Annotated in this window: 23 protein-coding genes; 16 read left to right on the forward strand and 7 right to left on the reverse strand. The window is 49.9% G+C overall.

The features are described 5' to 3' along the window. Window positions 1-6 precede the first annotated feature (6 nt). From ctrA to PFRI_RS21885, 4 genes are all read left to right on the forward strand, one after another. Window positions 7-663 (forward strand): response regulator transcription factor CtrA, encoded by a 657-nt coding sequence (gene ctrA, locus PFRI_RS17460; RefSeq protein ID WP_084649749.1) that lies wholly within the window; start codon window positions 7-9, stop codon window positions 661-663. 105 nt (window positions 664-768) lie between these two features. Next, complete coding sequence (gene ligA / locus PFRI_RS17465; protein WP_072631990.1) at window positions 769-2889, forward strand: NAD-dependent DNA ligase LigA; 2121 nt, start codon at window positions 769-771, stop codon at window positions 2887-2889. Beyond that, a complete protein-coding gene (recG, locus tag PFRI_RS17470; RefSeq protein ID WP_072631991.1) occupies window positions 2886-4976 on the forward strand; it encodes an ATP-dependent DNA helicase RecG in 2091 nt (696 codons plus the stop codon). Before ligA ends, recG begins: the two co-directional genes overlap by 4 nt. A gap of 109 nt (window positions 4977-5085) precedes the next feature. After that, a complete protein-coding gene (locus PFRI_RS21885; protein WP_281249330.1) occupies window positions 5086-5208 on the forward strand; it encodes a hypothetical protein in 123 nt (40 codons plus the stop codon). A gap of 166 nt (window positions 5209-5374) precedes the next feature. Here PFRI_RS21885 and PFRI_RS17475 read toward each other — a convergent pair whose 3' ends face one another. Next, entirely contained in the window at window positions 5375-5842 is a 468-nt protein-coding gene (locus PFRI_RS17475; RefSeq protein ID WP_072631992.1) for an iron-sulfur cluster assembly scaffold protein, read from the reverse strand. A gap of 74 nt (window positions 5843-5916) precedes the next feature. On the opposite strand from PFRI_RS17475, the gene hisI reads away from it, so the two are divergent. Continuing rightward, a complete protein-coding gene (gene hisI, locus PFRI_RS17480) occupies window positions 5917-6276 on the forward strand; it encodes a phosphoribosyl-AMP cyclohydrolase (RefSeq protein WP_072631993.1) in 360 nt (119 codons plus the stop codon). Here hisI and gluQRS read toward each other — a convergent pair. The 5 genes from gluQRS to PFRI_RS17505 all read right to left on the reverse strand — a co-directional run bounded on the left by gluQRS (window position 6266) and on the right by PFRI_RS17505 (window position 11540). Next, window positions 6266-7117: a tRNA glutamyl-Q(34) synthetase GluQRS gene (gene gluQRS, locus PFRI_RS17485; protein WP_072631994.1), complete on the reverse strand. Its 852-nt coding sequence runs from the start codon at window positions 7115-7117 to the stop codon at window positions 6266-6268. The two genes, hisI and gluQRS, sit on opposite strands and share 11 nt — an antisense overlap. Further along, the gene (locus tag PFRI_RS17490) at window positions 7114-7728 is read right to left on the reverse strand and encodes a class I SAM-dependent DNA methyltransferase (protein WP_072631995.1); all 615 of its coding nucleotides are present in this window, start codon (window positions 7726-7728) and stop codon (window positions 7114-7116) included. Before PFRI_RS17490 ends, gluQRS begins: the two co-directional genes overlap by 4 nt. A 32-nt stretch (window positions 7729-7760) precedes the next feature. Then, the gene (gene trmFO / locus PFRI_RS17495; protein ID WP_072632009.1) at window positions 7761-9104 is read right to left on the reverse strand and encodes a methylenetetrahydrofolate--tRNA-(uracil(54)-C(5))-methyltransferase (FADH(2)-oxidizing) TrmFO; all 1344 of its coding nucleotides are present in this window, start codon (window positions 9102-9104) and stop codon (window positions 7761-7763) included. A 39-nt stretch (window positions 9105-9143) separates the two neighbouring features. Further along, complete coding sequence (locus PFRI_RS17500) at window positions 9144-10466, reverse strand: cytochrome-c peroxidase (protein ID WP_072631996.1); 1323 nt, start codon at window positions 10464-10466, stop codon at window positions 9144-9146. A gap of 285 nt (window positions 10467-10751) precedes the next feature. Further along, entirely contained in the window at window positions 10752-11540 is a 789-nt protein-coding gene (locus tag PFRI_RS17505; protein WP_072631997.1) for an enoyl-CoA hydratase, read from the reverse strand. 58 nt (window positions 11541-11598) lie between these two features. Here PFRI_RS17505 and PFRI_RS17510 point away from each other — a divergent pair, with 58 nt between their 5' ends. Both PFRI_RS17510 and PFRI_RS17515 read left to right on the forward strand, forming a co-directional pair. Next, window positions 11599-12024 (forward strand): PaaI family thioesterase, encoded by a 426-nt coding sequence (locus PFRI_RS17510; protein ID WP_072631998.1) that lies wholly within the window; start codon window positions 11599-11601, stop codon window positions 12022-12024. Next, entirely contained in the window at window positions 12021-12914 is an 894-nt protein-coding gene (locus PFRI_RS17515) for a DMT family transporter (RefSeq protein WP_245812438.1), read from the forward strand. Before PFRI_RS17510 ends, PFRI_RS17515 begins: the two co-directional genes overlap by 4 nt. An 80-nt stretch (window positions 12915-12994) precedes the next feature. On the opposite strand, the gene PFRI_RS17520 is transcribed toward PFRI_RS17515, so the two are convergent. Further along, window positions 12995-13228, reverse strand: a complete 234-nt coding sequence (locus PFRI_RS17520) for a DUF1127 domain-containing protein (RefSeq protein ID WP_072631999.1) — start codon at window positions 13226-13228, stop codon at window positions 12995-12997. 92 nt (window positions 13229-13320) lie between these two features. On the opposite strand from PFRI_RS17520, the gene PFRI_RS17525 reads away from it, so the two are divergent. The 9 genes from PFRI_RS17525 to PFRI_RS17565 all read left to right on the forward strand — a co-directional run bounded on the left by PFRI_RS17525 (window position 13321) and on the right by PFRI_RS17565 (window position 19733). After that, window positions 13321-14742: an aminotransferase-like domain-containing protein gene (locus tag PFRI_RS17525; RefSeq protein WP_072632000.1), complete on the forward strand. Its 1422-nt coding sequence runs from the start codon at window positions 13321-13323 to the stop codon at window positions 14740-14742. 158 nt (window positions 14743-14900) lie between these two features. Further along, window positions 14901-15362 carry a 50S ribosomal protein L13 gene (gene rplM / locus PFRI_RS17530; RefSeq protein WP_072632001.1) on the forward strand — a complete coding sequence of 154 codons (462 nt, stop codon included), beginning with the start codon at window positions 14901-14903 and terminating at the stop codon, window positions 15360-15362. A gap of 2 nt (window positions 15363-15364) precedes the next feature. Next, window positions 15365-15856: a 30S ribosomal protein S9 gene (rpsI, locus tag PFRI_RS17535; protein ID WP_072632002.1), complete on the forward strand. Its 492-nt coding sequence runs from the start codon at window positions 15365-15367 to the stop codon at window positions 15854-15856. Between the two features lie 174 nt (window positions 15857-16030). Beyond that, on the forward strand, window positions 16031-17458 hold the full coding sequence (locus PFRI_RS17540) for a site-specific integrase (RefSeq protein ID WP_072632003.1): 1428 nt from the start codon (window positions 16031-16033) through the stop codon (window positions 17456-17458). A gap of 160 nt (window positions 17459-17618) precedes the next feature. Further along, entirely contained in the window at window positions 17619-17981 is a 363-nt protein-coding gene (locus PFRI_RS17545; protein ID WP_072632004.1) for a hypothetical protein, read from the forward strand. Window positions 17982-18011: 30 nt separating this feature from the next. Next, a complete protein-coding gene (locus PFRI_RS17550; protein ID WP_072632005.1) occupies window positions 18012-18377 on the forward strand; it encodes a hypothetical protein in 366 nt (121 codons plus the stop codon). A 731-nt stretch (window positions 18378-19108) separates the two neighbouring features. Further along, window positions 19109-19321 carry a hypothetical protein gene (locus tag PFRI_RS17555; protein WP_072632006.1) on the forward strand — a complete coding sequence of 71 codons (213 nt, stop codon included), beginning with the start codon at window positions 19109-19111 and terminating at the stop codon, window positions 19319-19321. After that, entirely contained in the window at window positions 19318-19503 is a 186-nt protein-coding gene (locus PFRI_RS17560) for a hypothetical protein (protein WP_072632007.1), read from the forward strand. The genes PFRI_RS17555 and PFRI_RS17560 overlap by 4 nt, the downstream gene beginning before the upstream one ends. Beyond that, window positions 19500-19733 (forward strand): hypothetical protein, encoded by a 234-nt coding sequence (locus tag PFRI_RS17565; RefSeq protein ID WP_072632008.1) that lies wholly within the window; start codon window positions 19500-19502, stop codon window positions 19731-19733. Before PFRI_RS17560 ends, PFRI_RS17565 begins: the two co-directional genes overlap by 4 nt. The last annotated feature ends 23 nt before the right edge of the window (window positions 19734-19756 follow it).

Raw genomic sequence — 19756 nt, forward strand, 5'->3', positions numbered from 1 at the left:
CGGATCATGCGGTTAGCTGAATCGTTCTACGGTCAGACGTCAACCCGTCAAAAGTCGGGTGCTCGAGGACTCTGTGTATATGATTTGATCCTTCTGGATCTGAATTTGCCTGACATGAACGGTCATGAAGTGCTCAGACAATTACGTCTTGCGCGCATTGATACACCGATTTTGATTCTGTCCGGCTCTGATGACACAGAGAGCAAAATCAAAGGGTTCGGTTTTGGGGCCGATGATTATCTTACCAAACCATTCCATCGGGAAGAGCTTATTGCGCGCATTCACGCAATTATTCGCCGCTCCAAGGGGCACTCACAATCGATTATCCACACTGGCAAGATTGCAGTGAACCTCGACGCCAAAACTGTCGAGGTGGATGGCGCAACTGTCCATCTGACAGGCAAAGAGTATCAAATGCTCGAACTTTTATCTTTGCGCAAAGGCACGACGCTTACCAAAGAGATGTTCCTAAACCATCTTTATGGCGGCATGGATGAGCCGGAACTCAAGATTATTGACGTCTTCATTTGCAAATTGCGCAAGAAACTGTGCGAAGCAACAATGGAAGATAGTTACATCGAAACAGTCTGGGGCCGTGGTTATGTGCTTCGCGATCCAATCGATGCAGAGCAAGCGGTTCCACAATCGGCAATGGCGGGTTAACGCCTCTGTTATAAAATGTGGCGTTCTGGAGCCCATTTTTGCCAGCCTCTGGACGAGCTTGCGTCGCCCCCTTATCACTACCGCGACTTCTTGGGGGAGACGCGCATGGCAAAACCTGACATTGCAGACTTAACGACGGATGCCGCACGCGCCGAGTTGGCTGATCTGGCGGAACAGCTGAACACTGCGAACCTTGATTATCACAAAAATGACGCACCTAGAATCAGTGATGCTGATTTTGATGCGCTCAAGCTGCGCAATGCAGAAATAGAGAAACGTTTCCCCGACCTTATTCGCGATGACAGTCCCAGCAAACAAGTTGGCGCGCCGGTTCAAGATGGTTTTGCTAAAGTCGCACATGCGCAGCGCATGATGTCACTCGGGAATGCCTTCACGGACGAAGATGTGAGCGATTTTGCTCAAGGTATTCGCAAATATTTGGGATTGTCCGATGATACGCCGCTTGCGTTCACCGCTGAACCAAAGATCGATGGCCTGTCGCTTTCCTTGCGCTATGAACGCGGGCAGTTGGTTCAAGCGGCAACGCGTGGTGATGGTGCTATTGGCGAGGGTGTTTTGGCAAATGCTAAGACGATTTCTGATATCCCTCAAATAATAGCTAATGCGCCTGACATCCTTGAAGTGCGCGGCGAAGTTTACATGAGCCATAGCGATTTCGATATTCTTAACGCGCGCCAAATAGAACGCGGCGGAAAAACTTTTGCCAACCCGCGCAACGCTGCAGCTGGATCGCTGCGCCAACTTGACTCTGAAATCACCAAATCGCGCCCATTAAAATTCTTTGCTTATGCTTGGGGTGAAGTTTCCGAACCGCTTGCGCAAACACAATATCAGGCCATCGCGCGTCTCAAAACGTTCGGATTTGAGATCAATCCGTTAACGAAGCAGTTTCACACAACACCCGACTTAATCACACACTACCGCTCAATCGAACAACAACGCGCGGATCTCGGGTATGATATCGACGGCGTAGTTTATAAAGTTGATGACCTTTCATACCAGTCTCGCCTCGGCTTTCGGGCAACGACACCGCGTTGGGCGATTGCGCATAAATTCCCGGCCGAGCTGGCGTGGACGCATCTTGAAGCTATCGATATTCAGGTTGGACGCACTGGCGCGCTAAGTCCGGTAGCGCGTTTAACGCCCATTACCGTCGGTGGCGTCGTCGTGTCGAATGCAACTCTTCATAACGAAGACTACATCAAAGGGCGCGATAGTAGCGGCGCACCCATTCGCGAAGGTCGCGATATTCGTGTTGGGGATTGGGTGCAAATTTACCGAGCCGGCGACGTAATTCCGAAAATCCGTGACGTTGATTTGAATAAACGACCAAGCGATAGCATCCCTTTCGAATTTCCGAGCATTTGCCCTGAATGCCAAAGCGCCGCTAATCGCGAAGAGGGTGATGCCATTCGCCGTTGTAGCGGCGGGCTTGTTTGCCCGGCTCAAGCCGTTGAAAAATTGAAACACTTCGTTTCTCGCGGCGCATTTGATATCGATGGGCTTGGGGCAAAACAGATCGAAATGTTCTATCATGACGAAGGTCTCTCGATACGAGAGCCTGCTGATATTTTCACTCTCAAGCAACGCGACAGCATGCAATTGACCAAGCTGAAAAACCGTGATGGCTGGGGCGCAAAAAGTGCAGACAAGTTGTTTGAAGCCATCGATGCACGGCGCAACATTGGATTTGCACGCGTTCTTTACGCGCTTGGTTTGCGTCATGTGGGGGCTCAAAGTGCGGCTTTGATTGCGCGTCATTACGGAACTTGGAGTGCGTTTGTTGATGCCATGGACGAAGCAAAGGACACGTCAAGCGCGGCTTGGAACGAGCTTTTGTCGATTGATGGCGTGGGTGATGTAATGGCCACTTCGCTCGTGGGGGCTTTCCAAAACGAAGCGGAGCGCGCGTCAATCACACGGTTGAGCAGTGAATTATCCATAGAAAATGCTGAGCAACCAGACACAGACAGTCCTGTCGCAGGCAAAATCGTGGTTTTCACGGGAACTTTAGAAAAAATGACCCGCGCCGAAGCCAAAGCGCGCGCAGAAGCACTTGGCGCGAAAGTGTCAGGGTCTGTATCCGCCAAATCCGATATTTTGGTTGCTGGGCCCGGCGCGGGATCAAAGGCGAAAAAGGCGGCCGATTTAGGCGTGCGAACGATGGATGAGGACGCTTGGCTCAACCTTATCGAGGGCTTATGAGCGCGCGTCCTGAGATCCTATTCCCGCTTTTCGCCGAGCTCACAAGCCTTGATGGCGTCGGTCCGAAAACAGCACAGAATATGGCCGGGCTAGGTGTCGAAAAGCCTCGTGACCTTTTGTTTTTGTTGCCATTTTCGGGCATAGATCGAACGATTAAAGAAAGCGTCCAAGGAGCGGATGCGCCTGCAACATTAACGGTTGAAGTCGAGATCGGCCAACATCGTCCCCCACGAAACAAGGGGGGAGCTTACCGGATTGATGTTGTCGATTCTCAAATTGCGTTTCAACTCGTGTATTTCCACGCGCGCGGCGACTACCTTGGTAAATTGTTACCGACGGGGCAGCGTCGCGTCGTTTCAGGAAAGGTCGAGCTTTTTGATGGACTCGCACAAATGGTGCATCCAGATCACGTGGTTCGCCCAGAGGATGCGGCGCAAATTCCGAGTTTTGAACCTGTTTATCCACTTACGGCTGGTGTCACGCAAAAGCCGTTAACTAAGTCAATCGCGAGTGCGCTTCAACGCGTTCCCGTATTGTCAGAGTGGATTGATGAAACGCAAAAGAAAGTGAAAGAATGGCCTGATTGGCATGATGCAATCGCGAGCGTTCATGCACCTGAAAATCTTGGGGATTTGGCGGCCTATTCGCCGGCCCGAGAGAGACTCGCCTATGATGAATTTATGGCGCATCAGCTGACTTTGGCCTTGGCGCGCGCGAACCGGCGTCGCGCACCTGGCGTTGAAAGTCACGGAACGGGCAAGCTTCGCAACAAAGTGTTAAGTTCCTTACCCTATAAGCCCACTGGTGCGCAGTTGCGTTCGATTGACGAAATCACACAGGATATGGCCAGCCCGCATCGTATGAACCGATTGCTGCAAGGTGATGTTGGTTCCGGTAAAACGCTTGTGGCGTTTATGGCGCTGCTCGCGGTTGTTGAAGCAGGCGGGCAGGGCGTCATGATGGCGCCTACCGAAATCTTGGCGCGCCAACATTTGGAGGGTCTTCAACCGTTGGCCGAGAATGCGGGCGTGGTGCTAGAGCTTCTGACGGGCCGCGACAAAGGGCGTGAGAGGGCTGCAAAGTTATCAGCGCTGGTCGATGGGAAAATACAAATTCTTGTCGGGACGCATGCGGTGTTCCAAAAAGACGTTCACTTCAAAGATCTGCGTCTTGCAATCGTTGATGAACAACATCGTTTTGGTGTGCGCCAACGACTTGAGCTTGGTAAAAAAGGCCAGAGCGCGGATGTTCTCGTGATGACCGCGACACCCATTCCGCGCAGTCTGGCGCTGGCGCAATATGGGGATATGGATGTCTCTGTCTTGGATGAAAAACCCGCTGGTAGGCAACCTATCAAAACGGCGCTCATTTCAGATGAACGCGTCAGCGAAGTTATCAATCATCTTCGGGACGCGATTTCGCAGGGGCGGCAGGCCTATTGGGTCTGTCCGTTGGTCGGTGAAAGCGAGGTGTCTGACCTCATCGCAGCAGAAGAGCGTTTCAAAACCTTGCGTGCGCTCTTGGGCGAAGACGTGATCAGACTTGTCCACGGTCAAATGCCCGCGGCGGAAAAAGACGCAGCTATGTCTGATTTTGTTGAGGGACGCGCGCAGGTGCTGGTGGCAACAACGGTCATCGAGGTGGGAGTGAATGTTCCCAAAGCGACAATTATGGTTATCGAGCGTGCAGAAAGCTTTGGTTTGGCGCAGCTTCATCAACTTCGGGGCCGTGTGGGGCGTGGCTCTGAGGCCTCGACTTGTTTGCTCATGTACAAAGCCCCTTTGTCGGAGAATGGACAAAAACGCCTGACGGTGCTGCGCGAAACCAATGATGGCTTTAAAATTTCCGAAACAGATTTGCAAATGCGTGGCGCTGGCGACCTGATCGGGACCGCGCAATCGGGCTTGCCGCGTTTTCGGGTCGCTGACATGGAAAGCCAAATTGCTTTGATGGACATAGCACAAAGTGATGCGCGTAAATTATTGCACGATGATCCAGAACTTACCTCTGAACGGGGCAAAGCAGCGCGTGTCCTGCTTTGGTTAATGGAGCAGGATCAAGCAATTCGTTTAATTTCAGTGGGTTAGTAATTTAGTTAACGAAATGTTCTCAAATGTTCCACTTTGTTCTTTACAGATCCTTTTAAAGGTGAGAACAAAGGTGCAACAAAAAGCAAGATTGAGCAGGAGACATACAATGATAGATCAAGTCAAAACAGTCATTGCCCGCGCGGACCGCACCTTGGTGCACGATGCAATCGGCGCAATCGCCTTGATGACGATTTTCGTAGCGACCCTGCACATACCTGTTTTTGTTTGAGTTTTTGCCTCGTGATTTCGTGCCGACCGCCAAGCATCCTGTCCCAACTTAGATGCAACTCAACACGTCCTGTCCCAACGAGAGTGTTGTCCTAAACGAGCTTTGCCTGGCTCATTTCCGGCGATTATCGGGTCCCACATGAAAGCACTTACTTTGCGCCGCTACCCTAAACTGGGTGAGCGGCGTTTTTTTCTTTTGCATAGATTATGTCAATCGCCTCACAAGCGGCTTCTATTGATAACAAAATTGAAGCATGACGGTTTTTGTAGGCAGATGCGGGCAAGAATACTTCAAATCCATCGAACGGAGCGTCGGGAATTTCACCGCTACCTTTGAGCAATGCGCGGAGTTGATCGCGCGCTTTGAACGCTTGTGCTGGGGTACATCCAATCAATGCCCCGCCAACCACAGATGCAGACGCTTGGCCAAGAGCGCAGGCTTTTACGTCTTGCCCGAAAGCTGAAACACGACCATCGGTGATATCAAGATCAACGGTGACAATCGATCCGCATAAGGGGGAGCGCTTTTTAACGCTTGCATCGGCGCTTGTTAGTCGTTCCGAATGAGGAATATCCGCGGCAAGAGCGAGTATGCGCCCCGAATAGAGCTTGATAAGATCGGTTTCGCCGGACATGAAGTGAGCGCTTTCGTTGAGGGACATAATTCCCTAAATAGACGTGCAACAACAATTTTCAAAGGGGTAGCACAATGGCTTTCGATCCCGCAACGTTGGCTTACAATGAATCCGGTCTTATTCCTGTGATCGCGCAGGCAGAGACATCAGGTGTTGTCTTGATGATGGCATGGATGAATGAAGAAGCGGTTAAGCGAACATTGGCGAGCGGCAAAGTGACGTATTGGTCGCGCTCGCGGCAGTCATTTTGGATCAAAGGCGAAACGTCTGGCAATGTCCAAGAATTGGTTGATTTGCGAATGGACTGTGACAAAGACTGTCTTTTAGCGATCGTAAGACAGTCAGGTCCCGCTTGCCATACAAACCGTTTAAGCTGTTTTTATACATCCGTTACAGATGGTTGCGAGACAGAGCTTATGTCGCCTATGTCCTAGGCTCGAGGCCGACCAAAGCGTAGATATCTTGTATGGTTAATCCATCCTCTCGAAATTTTGAAATAGCACGCGCATCATCTCGTTTTGCTAAACGCTTTGCGTTTTCATCTCTGATCAGTCGATGGTGGATGTAATTTGGCGTCCTTAGACCCAAGAGTTTTTGCAATAGGACGTGAATGTACGTGGCTTCCCTTAGGTCTTCACCACGAATGACATCGGTGATACCTTGTTCCGCGTCATCGACAACAATCGAGAGGTGGTAAGACGTGTCCATGTTCTTACGGGCTAGAACGACATCTCCGATAGTTGCGATCATCTGAGTGTCACTTTGGTGGTATGGTACATCATTCTCAAAGAACTTTATGTCTTCTGTTTCAATTTGTTGAAGAGCTTTTTTTATGTTTAAGCGAAGGGCGGCGTTTGTCTGAAACTCGATTTTAGGAACGCCACGGCAAGTTCCGGGATAAATGATACCATCGGGACCAGAAATTGCGGCACCTTCTTGTGGTGCGCTTGCCGCGACCTTGATATCGGCGCGTGAACAGGTGCAAGGATAGAGCAGACCCATGTCCCATAACCGATGCAGCGCTTTGGAGTAAGCCTTTGATCTTGTGTTTTGCGACCAGATTGGTCCATCCCATGTGATCCCAAGCCATGATAGATCTGATGTAATTTGATCGGCCCAATGAGCCCGCGAGCGCGTTTGATCAATATCATCCAAGCGCAAAAAGAATTTGCCATTTTTGGAGCGTGCAAGATCATGTGCAATTAGCGCTGAATATGCGTGTCCTAGGTGCAAGGGACCTGTCGGACTCGGCGCAAATCGGGTCCTAAAAGTCACGTTTTTTCAAGAACATATACTTTCGACTTCATGTTGAGACCGCGTAAATGATCGCCATAGTTTTCAACCAGAATTTTCGCTTTGTTGGCAGCGATAGCAGCGTTAACATTTGCTTCAAAACTTGGGTCTTTCAAAGTGTGGTCATTGAATGAAAAAACGAAATGAGCTTCACTTGGTAATGCATTGATAATCATATCAAAAACGTCAATTGGTGCAGCGCCAGCGCCAATAACGCCTATGGATGCAACCGCCGCGTACTCACCGGAGTTAATAGTAAAACCTTTATCTGGCTCGGATAGTCTTAGGCTGCGATAGAGCTGCTTTTCTTTCGCGCGATCTAACATTTCTTGAGTCAAGTCGACGCCATCGATTGTTTTAAAGCCGGCCAAAGATAAGGCGAGGCCAGAAAGACCGGTGCCGCATCCAAAGTCCAAGATAGGCTTTGTGAAGTCGCGCGTGACGCTTTTTAAGGCATCTGCGCAGCGTCCCGGGGTCGCATAACCATTTTCGCTAATTTCTTTATCGTAGCTTTTAGCCCAGTCGGCATAGAGCGCACGTGTCGCTTCTGTACCGACTGTATCGTAAGCTTTGTCAAGAAATGTGTCTGCCATAGTTGAACGCTAACTCGCCACGATGGTTCTGTCTAGCCTTGTACGCTAAGCCATTCTGACCAAGCATTTTTCGCACGATCTGTGTATGCTTTGTAGCGATCTGTGCGGCCTCTGCGACCACCTTTTAAGCCCTCAACAGGTCTGAACAATCCGAAGTTGATGTTCATTGGCTGAAAGGTTTTGGCATCAGCACCGCCCGTTATATGATGCACGAGTGCGCCAGTCGCGGTATCTTGAGGGAGATCGGGCATCACTTCGCCTTTTATTTCTGCGGCAGCAAGGCGACCGGCAAGAAGACCCATCGCGGCGCTTTCGACGTAACCTTCTACGCCGGTGATTTGGCCTGCAAAACGAATATGTGGCTGTGATTTAAGGCGCATTTGCCCATCCAGAAGCGTAGGTGAGTTAAGAAATGTGTTGCGGTGAATACCACCTAAGCGCGCGAAATTTGCACCCTCCAATCCAGGAATTGACTTGAAAACAGTCGCTTGCGCACCGTACTTCATCTTGGTTTGAAAGCCTACTATATTGAATAGAGTTCCAAGCGCGTTGTCGCGCCTGAGTTGCACGACTGCGTGTGCTTTGACGTCAGGTTGGTGCGGATTGGTAAGGCCGACAGGTTTCATCGGTCCATGGCGAAGCGTTTCACGTCCGCGTTCAGCCATAACTTCAATCGGTAGGCACCCATCGAAATATTTTGCTGTTTCACCTTCGTGAAATTCGGTCTTTTCTGCTTCAAGCAATGCATCAATAAACTGATCATATTGGGCCTTGTCCATTGGACAATTTAGATACGCCGTACGCTCTTCTTCGGTGTCGCCTTTGTCATAGCGCGATTGCATCCAAGCTTTGCTCATATCGATGCTGTCTGCGTAGATAATCGGCGCGATTGCGTCAAAGAAAGCAAGAGCATTTTGACCCGTTTCTGCAGCGATCGCTTCACCCAGGGCGGACGAGGTCAAAGGACCTGTCGCGATGATCCAATGACCACTTGAAGGAAGCTCTGTAATCTCTTCATAATCAACGGTTATTAGCGGATGTTCTAGTATTTTTTTCGTGACACCTGCAGCAAAGGATTCACGATCAACAGCCAACGCGCCACCCGCAGGCAAGCGATGTTCGCCAGCCGTTTCCATAATCAACCCACCGGCCTGACGCATTTCCCAATGCAACAAGCCAACAGCGTTTTGTTCGTGATCGTCGGAACGGAAGGAATTGGAACAGACCATTTCCGCAAGGTCACCGGACTTATGGGCGAACGTTTCGACCTTTGGGCGCATCTCGTGGATGACCACAGAGATGCCCAAGTTGGCTGCTTGCCAAGCTGCTTCAGATCCAGCGAGACCGCCACCGATGATGTGTAGAGTTTTTTCCATGCCGCGCATGTAGGTCAGTGCGCGGCAATTAGCAAACTTTTAACTCGGGTCAGATATTGGGTCGAGGGGCAAATCAGACGGAACACGATCCTGAACGCCAAGGCGACCATGGCGACTAATCGGATCTTCAAGCGCACGGAGGAAACTCATGAGTTGATCAATTTCACTCTCAGATAGATCGACAGGCTCAATTTCGGCAGCCATCGCGATGCGCAGCACTTCTGCCAGATCGTCCATAGGCTTCCAGTCTTTTTCGGATTCACCAAGTTCGTGTAGCGCAGCTTGACGGCGATCATAGTTGCCAAGGCCTTCGAAGGGATCAAGGTGATGACGCACCATCGCTTCTAGATCCGTATAGGCTCCATTGTGGCCGTAGGGCGCGCTGAGCGTGACGTTTCTTAGGCTAGGGGTGCGGAAGCGGTATTTGTCCTCTTTGACGCCGGAAATCATGCCGCGGCCTGCGTCTGAGTAAGCGTCGTCTTTTCCAGGTCCAAATTGTGGAAGGCCGATGGCGTGAAAGCCATGATCTGTTTGGAACTTTCCAGAGTGACAGGAAGAGCAATTTGCTTTGCCGTAGAACAATTCCATACCGGCCATTTGATCGACTTCGAGCGCCTCTTGTTTGCCATTCAAGTATTGATCAAAAGGGCTGTCTGTGGCGCGAAATTCATAGGTGATGAATTGTGACAGCGCGTTGCTGATGTCGGTTATGTGAATAGGTTCGTCTTTGCCGATGATCCAATCAAAGGCCATACGATACTCTTCGATAGCTTCTACTTTGGCAGCGATGAGCTGCCAAGCGCCGTCGGGACCATGAATGTTTTCCGCGTCAATTGCGTCAGCAATTGCGTTTTCGCCGGGATGTCCGGCCATTTCATCATGGCTGAGGATAGGCAAAATGTTTTGAGCTGCCAGCGCAGTGTTCACAGGGCGTTCAAGCGTGCGGCCCTCGGGCATCGCGATGCCGTACATTGATTCACGATTGAGTTGCACACGGCCATCATGGAACATCACCGTAAATTCGCGAGCGCCAAGATTGAAAAGCGCTGGAGCATTGCGTGGAATCCGTGCCTTTGGCGCATTGCCGTTTACAACTTCGCGCAAACGTCCGAGGCCTAAACCACCTTCGCCAATTGAGAGTGACATTGCATCACCTGTACCGAGTGCGGGGTGATGGCAGGTTGCGCAAGCGATGTTGTCGTTGCCAGAAAGCACAGGGTCAAAGAAAAGCTGGCGGCCCAAGGCCACTGTTTCAGTATCAAGCGCTGGAAAGTCGGATGGCAAGATCGGGTTGGGCAAATCAGACGCCAGCGCCAAGTTGGCTGTCGTTGCAAAAAGGATGGTTGTTAAAAAGGTGCGCATCAGGAATTCCTCGGGCCAAGTGAATACCCCGCGCAGCAATAATCACGCGGACGTGATCAGGTTGCGAGCAATTCGAAAAACGCGCAAAGGATGAAGCGGAAACAGTCTAGTTGCGGCTTGGAAACGAGGACGGTCGTTCGTAGGTATCGTCAAGATTTTAAGGCGTTAGCTGTCCTTGGCTGCAAAGGGGCGCGTGATTTGCGCGCCGGATGCAGGCCATATTTGCCACGCTATTACATCTCTATCATGAACAAAAGCCGTGAAATCCAGAAGATTGTTGAAAACCTAGTCTTGGGTCCAATTTGGCGGACGCTTTTCTAAAAATGCGGCGATGCCTTCTTCGGTGTCGCGATAAAGCATATTTTCGACCATTACGTTTCCGGTAAATTCATACGCACCGGCAAGCGGCATATCCATCTGTTCATAAAAGGCTGATTTACCAATCTTAACCGCAGCACCAAGTTTGTCGGCAATCTTTTCGGCCATCTTGAAGGTTTCGCGCTCAAGCTGCTCCGGATCGACGGCACGGTTAATCAATCCCAAAGCTTCAGCGCGCTCAGTTTCGATAAATTCACCTGTTGTAAGCATTTCAAACGCTTGTTTGCGTGGAATGTTGCGGCTGAGAGCCACCATCGGGGTCGAGCAAAAGAGACCAATGTTGACACCATTCACGCCAAAGCGGGTTCCATGTGCCGCGACCGCTAAATCGCAACTCGCCACCATCTGACAACCTGCAGCAGTTGCGATGCCGTGGACTTGTGCGATGACTGGCTGGGGCAGGGCGCGGATGCTTTGCATCATGTGGGCACAGCGATCAAAAAGATCCTTGAAATATGCCTTGCCCCCATCTGCGTTCTGCCGACCAGCGGTCATTTGCTTCAAATCATGCCCTGCACAAAAAGCTTTCCCCGCGCCAGAGATCACAATGGCACGCACAGAAGAGGTTTCGCGCAGTTCGTCGAACTCGGATTGAAGCGCAGCAATCATTTCATCAGAAAGCGCGTTTAGCCGTTCAGGGGCGTTCATGTGAAGATGCGCTACTGCACCTGTGCCGCGACGTTCTAGAATTGCCATCTTGCTCTCCGATCAATGTTAGTAAAACCCTAAAGCGAGGACGCGCGGGAGGAAAGCCTTGGAACTGAAAATGGACGTCGAGGCATTGAATGCCCTCATGCGGAGCGAATTTTCACAGGTGGCCAATGATTTCATCGTGCAGAGCGTCGCTCCGATGGAAGCCGTCGTGCGTATGCCTGTTGCAGAAGAGCATTTGCGCCCAGGAGGTACAATCAGCGGCCCAACCATGTTCGCATTGGCAGATGTATCAATGTATTTGGTGGTTTTGGCGATGATCGGGCCTGTGACGTTGGCCGTAACCACGAATTGTTCCATTGATTTCATGCGAAAACCGACCGCTGGTGTTGATCTGATTGCATCAGCGCGGATTCACAAGCTTGGAAGATCGCTCGCGGTTGGGGATGTATTGATACATTCTGAAGGGATGGACGCACCGGTCGCACGCGCGTCATTGACCTACGCGATTCCACCGAGATCAACGTGAGTGGCGCGCCAATTCAACTGATGAGCTTCAAGGCGATCGGCCTTATCCTTCTGACGATCCTTTGCTTTGATGTGATGTCAATTTTGGTTCGTATCTTGAGCGCGGATTATTCTGCGCAAGAGCTATCCGCTTACCGTAATGTGTTTGGCATCTTGCCGTCGCTCGCTTTGTTGATTTGGACCGGAGAATTGCGTTTCAAAGCCAGTGCTTTGAACGTTGCAAACCCAAAACTCGCGCTTGGTCGTGGTGTTGTAGTTGCTTTTGCCCAGCTCTTTTTCTACTCGGCGTTGTCGCAGCTTGAGCTGGCGACGGTTGCTACGCTTGGCCAGACAAATGCGTTCTTTGTCGTGATCTTATCCGTGCTTTATCTGGGCGAGAAAGTTGGCATTTGGCGCATCATTGCACTTGTGATTGGCTTTGCTGGTGTTGTGTGGATTTTACGACCTGGATCGGATGCGTTTAGTCTGGTAGCGATCCTGCCTGTAGCGGCTGCGGCCTGTTATGCGTTTGCCATGGTCAGCGTGCGGAAATTTGGACCTGAAACCTCTAATGGCTTGTTGTATCTCTATTCTTCGCTCGGCTCGATCATTGGCGCAATCATTCTGGCAGCATTTACGACTGAGTTTTCACCCATTCACAGCTGGGCAGATGCAGGTTTGATTTTGTTGATGTCGACGATTGGCGGAATAGGCGTTTTGCTCATGATGGTTGCGTTCCGAATTGCCAGCCCATCAGTGTTGGCACCGTTTTGGTATTTCGGTATTTTGACCGCAGGTCTGTTTGGCTGGCTTTTGTTTGGAGAGGCACCGCTCGATACGCTATTCCCGGGCGTTTTGTTGATCGTAGGAGCCGGAGTGCTGATCATCTGGCGTGAACGCAAGCGGTCATAAAAAGCGGCGGCCCATGCCTAAGCCATGAAAGCCGCCGAAGTAAGAGGTTCGTGAAACTTGGGAACAGTCCGAAGCGTGCTCTACGCGCGCCAGAACCTCTTGTTCGCTTCAATATCCGCTGCGTAAGGGCTGACGCCTATATCGCGTAGCAGATGTGTATCCAGATTTGCGAGTGCCCGACGCGACCTTGCGCGATCTGCCCATTTGGAAGACGTCACAGCGATGCGGACCGCGAGCGTCGCCAAAAGCGGCAAAGGGCGGTGTTGATCGAGAAAGAGCAGATCTGCTGAGATCAGAGCGCGAGGTTGTGACATGGGACACTCCTAAAATTGTATTGACACAATGTGAATCATTTCGTAATGTATAGATACAAAGTGAAATATTGTACGTCTACAGAAAGATTGTAATGCATACAATTTGGCTCCCCAGCATCGAGGGTCGTGATGGCCCTAAGTACAAAGCGCTCGCAGAAGCTATTCGCGATGCGATTGGTGATGAAACGCTGGAGGTTCAGCAAAAACTTCCGCCCGTACGCGATTTGGCTTGGGATCTCAAAATCACCCCAGGAACGGTTGCGCGTGCCTACACGCTTTTGACGGACGAGGGTGTTTTGGAAGCCGCTGTTGGTCGCGGTACGTTCGTTGCTTTACCAAAGCCCAAGGCTGAGTCGGAGTCAAAAGCGGATTATTTATCGGATGTTCTGACAGTTGCGCCCTCGATCGAACGCCGTCCTGATGTCGCGCGTTTAACCTCTCCGCAATTGCCAGACGTGGGGCAGGCTAAATTGATTCAGCAACATATGGGTCAGGTGGCTGCAAACCCTCGATCAGGGGTGATGCATTACCCGAACCGCAAAACGTTCAAACCCGCCCGTGAGGCGGTGCAGCATTGGTTGCGCGGCACGCCGTTGGGTGCGCTTGATGAAGAAGACATCGTTTTATCGCATGGCGGTCAGAATGGTGTAAGCTTGGCGTTGCAATCCATTTTGACAGGGCCTTCTCCTGTCGTATTGGTTGAAGAATTATCCTATCCGGGCTTTAGACGTGCCGCTGCGTTGCTGCGTGCGGAAGTCATTGCAATTCCTATGGATAGCGATGGTATGATTCCCGAAGCCATTGCTGCTGTTGCCAAATCTCACACTGTTCAAGCAATCTGCACTTCCCCTGAGGTCCATAATCCTACAGGGCTGTTCACGCCAGTTTCGCGTCGTGAAGAGATTGTAGAGGTCGCGCGCGCACATGACATCCAGATTATCGAAGACGATTGCTATCGCATGGGAGCGTCCCGTGCTCCGAGCTATCGTATGCTCGCGCCTGAGCGGGGCTGGTACGTGTCGTCTATCTCCAAGACTTTGACGCCAGCTTTGCGCATTGGTTTTGTTGTGGCCCCTAAACCGAGCGTTCCAGCCCTACGTCGATCTGCCGAGCATGGTTTCTTTGGCTTGGCGACCCCCTTGGCTGATTTGGCTGAGCGTTTGCTTAATGATCCGAATGTTGCCGAGTGCGCTGCCAAGGTGAACGCGGTGTTTTCTCAATACGTGCAAACCTGCGTCAATCATTTAGGCGCGTATGATGTGACATGGCATAAAGATGTGCCGTTCCTTTGGTTGCGTTTGCCAGAAGGTTGGCGTGCGTCTGCATTTTGTCAGGCAGCAGAGGTGGAACGCGTGCAAATCCGGCCGGCAGAAGAATTTGCGGGCCGCGATGCGCGCGCGCTTCATGCAGTTCGTATTGCTATCAACGCGCAGATTGATCTCGAGCACTTTGAAGCTGCGATCATGCGGCTGAGAGAACTGCTCGATAATCCTTCTGAACGGATCGGTGTTTGATGGGGTATTATTATACCTAATTTGTAACACGCTGTTTTTGCTTGATATAAACGTTACTGTAGCTGTTGACGTGAAAATCAGCGCGCGTATAACGCAGACATCGAGCGCGTCGTCTTGCGCGCTATTTTATGAGCACAGACCTATAAGGGTATAAGTCGATGAAAACCTTCTCTGCAAAGCCAGCAGACATCGAGAAGAAATGGATCATTATTGACGCCGAAGGCGTTGTTTTGGGCCGTCTCGCTTCGATCGTTGCTATGCGCTTGCGCGGCAAGCACAAGCCGTCCTTCACGCCGCACATGGATATGGGCGACAATGTCATCATCATCAACGCTGAAAAAGTGCAGATGACTGGCAAGAAGCGCACGGATAAAAGATATTACTGGCACACAGGCCACCCAGGCGGCATCAAGTTCCGCACGGCTGGTCAATTGCTTGAGGGTGAATACCCAGAGCGCGTGATGACCAAAGCGGTTCAGCGTATGCTGCCAGGTGGCCCACTGAGCCGTCAGCAAATGACGAACTTGCGTGTATACGCTGGTGCAGAGCACCCGCATGAAGCACAAAACCCAGAAGTTTTGGACGTGAAGTCCATGAACTCCAAAAACACACGGGTGTAATCATGGCTGATCAAGTAAATTCTCTCGAAGAGCTCGGCGCAGTTGCCGAAGGCGTTGAAGCAGCAGTTGTTGAAACAGCTCCTTTGCGCGAAGCAGTGCGTGATGAGCTCGGTCGTTCTTATGCGACAGGCAAACGTAAAGACGCGGTTGCTCGCGTTTGGATCAAGCCAGGTTCCGGCAAGGTTGTCGTAAACGGCAAAGAAATGGCAGCGTATTTCGCGCGTCCAGTTCTGCAGATGATCCTGCGTCAGCCTTTCACAGTTGCTGGCGTTGAAGATCAGTTCGACGTCACGGCGACAGTCAAAGGTGGCGGTCTGTCTGGTCAAGCGGGCGCGGTTAAGCATGGTATCTCTAAAGCACTTCAGCTTTATGATCCCTCTTTGCGCGGTGCTTTGAAAGCAGCTGGCTTTATCACACGCGACAGCCGCGTTGTTGAGCGTAAGAAGCCCGGTAAGCGTAAAGCGCGTCGTAGCTTCCAGTTCTCCAAGCGTTAATTCTGTATTTACGGAATATACAACAAAAACAAGGGGTTGCGGGAAATCGTAGCTCCTTTTTCTTTGTCTCATATGAGTCCCGAATGCTGATTTTACACGGTTTTTCTTGCCAAAAAGTCACGATCCAGTCACGTTGAGTTTGCAGTTCTCATGTGAAGGTTTCAGTTCTCGGCAATGGCGGGTCAGTATCAAGATCGACAAGACAGTAAGATTTATGGCTCTCGGCTGATCATTCATCGTCGTGTGGATCTGGGTAACGACAACTTCTACTTTCGTGCAAAAGTCTCGGGTCACACAGGCTATATCAGGCGCAGTTGTCAGACGAATGATCCTGCTCGTGCGATGTTGCTGGCTGAGCAAGCATATGAGGAACTGCTTGTGCGAGCGAAGGGCGGCTTTGCGCTCAAGACGGTCACGGTTGATGCATTCTTTGGGGGCTGGATTGAAGCAACGAAGCATCGACTGACCGAGACACGCTATAAGTGGAAGAAGAGCGTCTATGCTCGATATGTCTCTGGTTACTTCGGCAAGAAGAACATCTCTAATCTGACGAAGAAGGAGGCTGATAGCTATTGGCACTATCGTCTGAACTTCTGGAACAGCGATGCAGGTCAAAAGCGCATAGCGAACAACAAAGAACGAGCAGGGGCGAAGACGTTCAGTTCGCATAACGTTGCGAAGGTGCCATCGTTTGCGACATTGAAAGCAGAGGCGTCACTGATAAACGAGATGCTTCGTGCCGCTGTTGATGAAGGTCATCTTCAAAGAACGATTAAGATCAGTCCACAAGACGCTATAGCGAAGTCTGAGCGCACAGATGGATACCGAGATACCTTCACAGACGATGAGTGGCTTATCCTGACAGTCAATCTCTACAACTATGCACATTGTCGTGGTCAGTATGCTGGCAAGCGTGTGAATACATACCACCAGTTACAAAGACGCATGCTTCATGCATTTGTGCTTCTCGCATCATCAACTGGTATGCGTGTGGGTGAGCTAAAGCAGTTGCGTTGGAGTGATCTTGATAAGCGTCAGATGGACGATGGCTTGAAGCTGGTTGTCTCTGTGCGTGGCGAGACCAGTAAAGTTAGACGAGGACGCACAGCGGTTGCACATTCAGATCACATCATCGGCGTGCTGGATGAGTTAAAGAAGATATCGGGCAGGAATGCGAGCAACGATCTAATCTTCTACTCAGAGCGTGATGGCGAAGTGGGTGAGGTTGATCTCAGCACAGCGTTCAAGACATTCCTGAAAAACATCGATCATGAGGGCAGGGCAGAGGGATTACGCACGAGTTCTGATGACAAGGCTCGCACGTTGTATTCATTGCGTCACTTCTATGCGATCCAGCGATTGAAGCAGGGCGTTGATATCTATCGTTTGGCTGAGAACATGGGCACGGGTGTGACACAGATACGCAATCACTACGGGCGTCATGTCTCGGGCGATGCATTTATTCAAGAACTGACAAAGTATCGCTCAAAGTCAGCAGATCGTAAGAAGCATGCGGCTGTGACATCACTCGTGGATATGCTTGAAGCAGGCATGATCGATGAAGAGGCTGCTCTACAGGTGTTCAAGAATGTGAAGGGCTGATTTCTTGTGAGAAATTTTTGTTGTTGGGCGTGGAAGTAATTGTCGCAGATTAGTGAGTGATAAAAGCTGAATTGGATGTGCATTATTTGTATTGAAACAAAACACGTTGAAAAATAGCCTTACTTAATTCATGCTCAATCCCAGTTCCTAAGGAGACAATATGTTCGCTAGATTTTCCTTTATCTTACCACTGGTGTTGTCCGCATGCATGTCAACGGCAGATGATCCACTTTACCGCCAGATAGATTGGTCGAAGTCCGAAGAATATAAGGCATGTAAAGCTAAAGAAGATAGGTCACTTGCCGAATATAAAGTAGCGAAGTCTGCTTATGACAAAGCTCAGAGCAAATATGATTATGATGCAGAAATGAAAAAGTTTGAGCATGAAGTGGCAGAATTTGAAGCAGGTGAGCGCAAGCTGATGCCATTGCGTCCGTCAATTATTGGTCAAGCAGGGCTGCCTCCAATGATACCTGCAGTCGGTCAATGCTTTCGCCCTCCAGAAGGATGGGGGCAAGAATGATCTCGGCAAGCCAAACTGCTTAGAAGAACAATGGCAAGCATCAGTCAAAACCAAACTTTCAAAGCTTCTGCGGCCTTCGTTGTGTTCTCGAATATTTTGGTAGCGAACAAGTATGCTAACGGCATGCATTGGATGAATGGTTTTGCTTATGCGACACATGGATTGTTGCAATTCTTGTTAACTGTCTTGACGCTTGTCACATTGTTTGCCGCAATAATTTTTGGCTTACGAGATGCGTTTCGATATCTGCCTCAGATGAATCCGATTATGGGATTGGTCGTGAAGGTGACGTTATTCATCGTCTTCGGGTTTGTCTTAACCGAGTTCTCAAGAACAATATTCATGTTCCTCAGCAATGTATCAGGTCTTAATCCTTTTGCTGGATACAAGCCTTAAACTGCATTCAATTACTCTTGATTGGTTACTGCTTCGCAGTAACTCAACACTTCGTGTTGACGCATTAAATGTTAATGATTCATTGATGGATAAGGCTAAGATTTATTTCTTAATACCTTAATACCTTAATACCTTAATACCTTAATACCAAAGTTCAAACGTATTGTCAAGTAAAATCAATAACTTGACCCATAATAAATCAACTATAAAAATGCCTTAACGATGTTGTGGAAGTGTTTTGAAGACATACTTGCCCAGATAGGACAAAGTATGTCTTTGGGCTTGTGTCTAGCGCCTCTTAACATAGTCGATCCGCAAACCACTCTATGTGGGAGATAGGGCAATCCGGTTTTACCTTTACTGCGACTTGCTTTAAAAATTGCGGGGGCATTCAGGCGCTGATCGACTAACGATCCCGAATGCGTGAGACTTGGTTATCTCATCCCTGTGAGTTATTTACCTGCCCCCACTCAACTCGGGTGCTTTGCACGATGCTGAAGTATCTCATCGTTCCCCCGCCACCAATCGCAGAGAATATTCACATTGGGTCGTCAAACCTTATGAGAGCAAGAATATGATCGGGATGCTCAGCCCTTATTGGTGCTTGTGCGACCTCTGTCGCTTTCAATGTTATTTATACAAAATGAAATCTCAGCATGGGCTAAAACCAACGAAAACTTAAGAAATATAAATAATTTACAGGAAAGCTAACCATCAAAGGAGATTGATTGATGAACACAGAAGTAGTTTTTGTAAATTATCGTATACCCGTTCCGTTAAAGGAACAGTTCGAAGCAGAATGCCGACAGTTGCATATGCCTATGACTAGCCAGATCAATTTACTCATACGTGAGTTCTTATATCGCCAGAAGCAAGCCCGTCATGAGCCAAACGATCTGAACGAGCCCGTCAGCTTCTATAGCGGCATGGATGATACGCTATGATGCTTGATAATCTATACCCCCGCAACAAAGCTGATCTTGTTCGATCGATCCAGAAGATGCGCATCAAGAAGATCGAAGTTATCGATGGCTATGTTCCAGCTGATGAACGTCAACTTTTGAAGACAGCCAAGCAGCTGTCGCAGGGCAATGACGGTCTGACCATCATACTGGTGCGATCATGAAATCGCTAGTTGATCATATGACTGAGCAAGAGGATCTTGAGGAACGTTTGTTACGCACAGGCGCTATTGCGACTTACGGCGCAAGATCCAGAAAAGAGGGCGAAGACTCTGTTCGTGCATTCAAGCAAGGTCAGCAGGCATTGCGTAAAGGCGGTCCGGATGTTGATCTCGAAGATCGCATCAAGAGGATTGAACAGTTGACCTGCCCCCCGAAACTTCCCTCAGTTTAATGTAGAGTTTGCTCAACCATCGA

The sequence above is a fragment of the Planktotalea frisia genome, assembly GCF_001890925.1.
Taxonomy (GTDB): Bacteria; Pseudomonadota; Alphaproteobacteria; order Rhodobacterales; family Rhodobacteraceae; genus Planktotalea; species Planktotalea frisia.

Coding starts and splice junctions, on each gene's coding strand:
- PFRI_RS17490 (WP_072631995.1), bottom strand. CDS start 7,728: ATGGCAGACACATTTCTTGACAAAGCTTACGATACAGTCGGTACAGAA.
- recG (WP_072631991.1), top strand. CDS start 2,886: ATGAGCGCGCGTCCTGAGATCCTATTCCCGCTTTTCGCCGAGCTCACA.
- hisI (WP_072631993.1), top strand. CDS start 5,917: ATGGCTTTCGATCCCGCAACGTTGGCTTACAATGAATCCGGTCTTATT.
- PFRI_RS17540 (WP_072632003.1), top strand. CDS start 16,031: ATGGCGGGTCAGTATCAAGATCGACAAGACAGTAAGATTTATGGCTCT.
- PFRI_RS17505 (WP_072631997.1), bottom strand. CDS start 11,540: ATGGCAATTCTAGAACGTCGCGGCACAGGTGCAGTAGCGCATCTTCAC.
- PFRI_RS17500 (WP_072631996.1), bottom strand. CDS start 10,466: ATGCGCACCTTTTTAACAACCATCCTTTTTGCAACGACAGCCAACTTG.
- PFRI_RS17550 (WP_072632005.1), top strand. CDS start 18,012: ATGGCAAGCATCAGTCAAAACCAAACTTTCAAAGCTTCTGCGGCCTTC.
- PFRI_RS17475 (WP_072631992.1), bottom strand. CDS start 5,842: ATGTCCGGCGAAACCGATCTTATCAAGCTCTATTCGGGGCGCATACTC.
- PFRI_RS17545 (WP_072632004.1), top strand. CDS start 17,619: ATGTTCGCTAGATTTTCCTTTATCTTACCACTGGTGTTGTCCGCATGC.
- rpsI (WP_072632002.1), top strand. CDS start 15,365: ATGGCTGATCAAGTAAATTCTCTCGAAGAGCTCGGCGCAGTTGCCGAA.
- PFRI_RS17560 (WP_072632007.1), top strand. CDS start 19,318: ATGATGCTTGATAATCTATACCCCCGCAACAAAGCTGATCTTGTTCGA.
- PFRI_RS17520 (WP_072631999.1), bottom strand. CDS start 13,228: ATGTCACAACCTCGCGCTCTGATCTCAGCAGATCTGCTCTTTCTCGAT.
- PFRI_RS17525 (WP_072632000.1), top strand. CDS start 13,321: ATGCATACAATTTGGCTCCCCAGCATCGAGGGTCGTGATGGCCCTAAG.
- trmFO (WP_072632009.1), bottom strand. CDS start 9,104: ATGGAAAAAACTCTACACATCATCGGTGGCGGTCTCGCTGGATCTGAA.
- ligA (WP_072631990.1), top strand. CDS start 769: ATGGCAAAACCTGACATTGCAGACTTAACGACGGATGCCGCACGCGCC.
- PFRI_RS17555 (WP_072632006.1), top strand. CDS start 19,109: ATGAACACAGAAGTAGTTTTTGTAAATTATCGTATACCCGTTCCGTTA.
- PFRI_RS17565 (WP_072632008.1), top strand. CDS start 19,500: ATGAAATCGCTAGTTGATCATATGACTGAGCAAGAGGATCTTGAGGAA.
- rplM (WP_072632001.1), top strand. CDS start 14,901: ATGAAAACCTTCTCTGCAAAGCCAGCAGACATCGAGAAGAAATGGATC.
- ctrA (WP_084649749.1), top strand. CDS start 7: ATGCGGTTAGCTGAATCGTTCTACGGTCAGACGTCAACCCGTCAAAAG.
- PFRI_RS21885 (WP_281249330.1), top strand. CDS start 5,086: ATGATAGATCAAGTCAAAACAGTCATTGCCCGCGCGGACCGCACCTTG.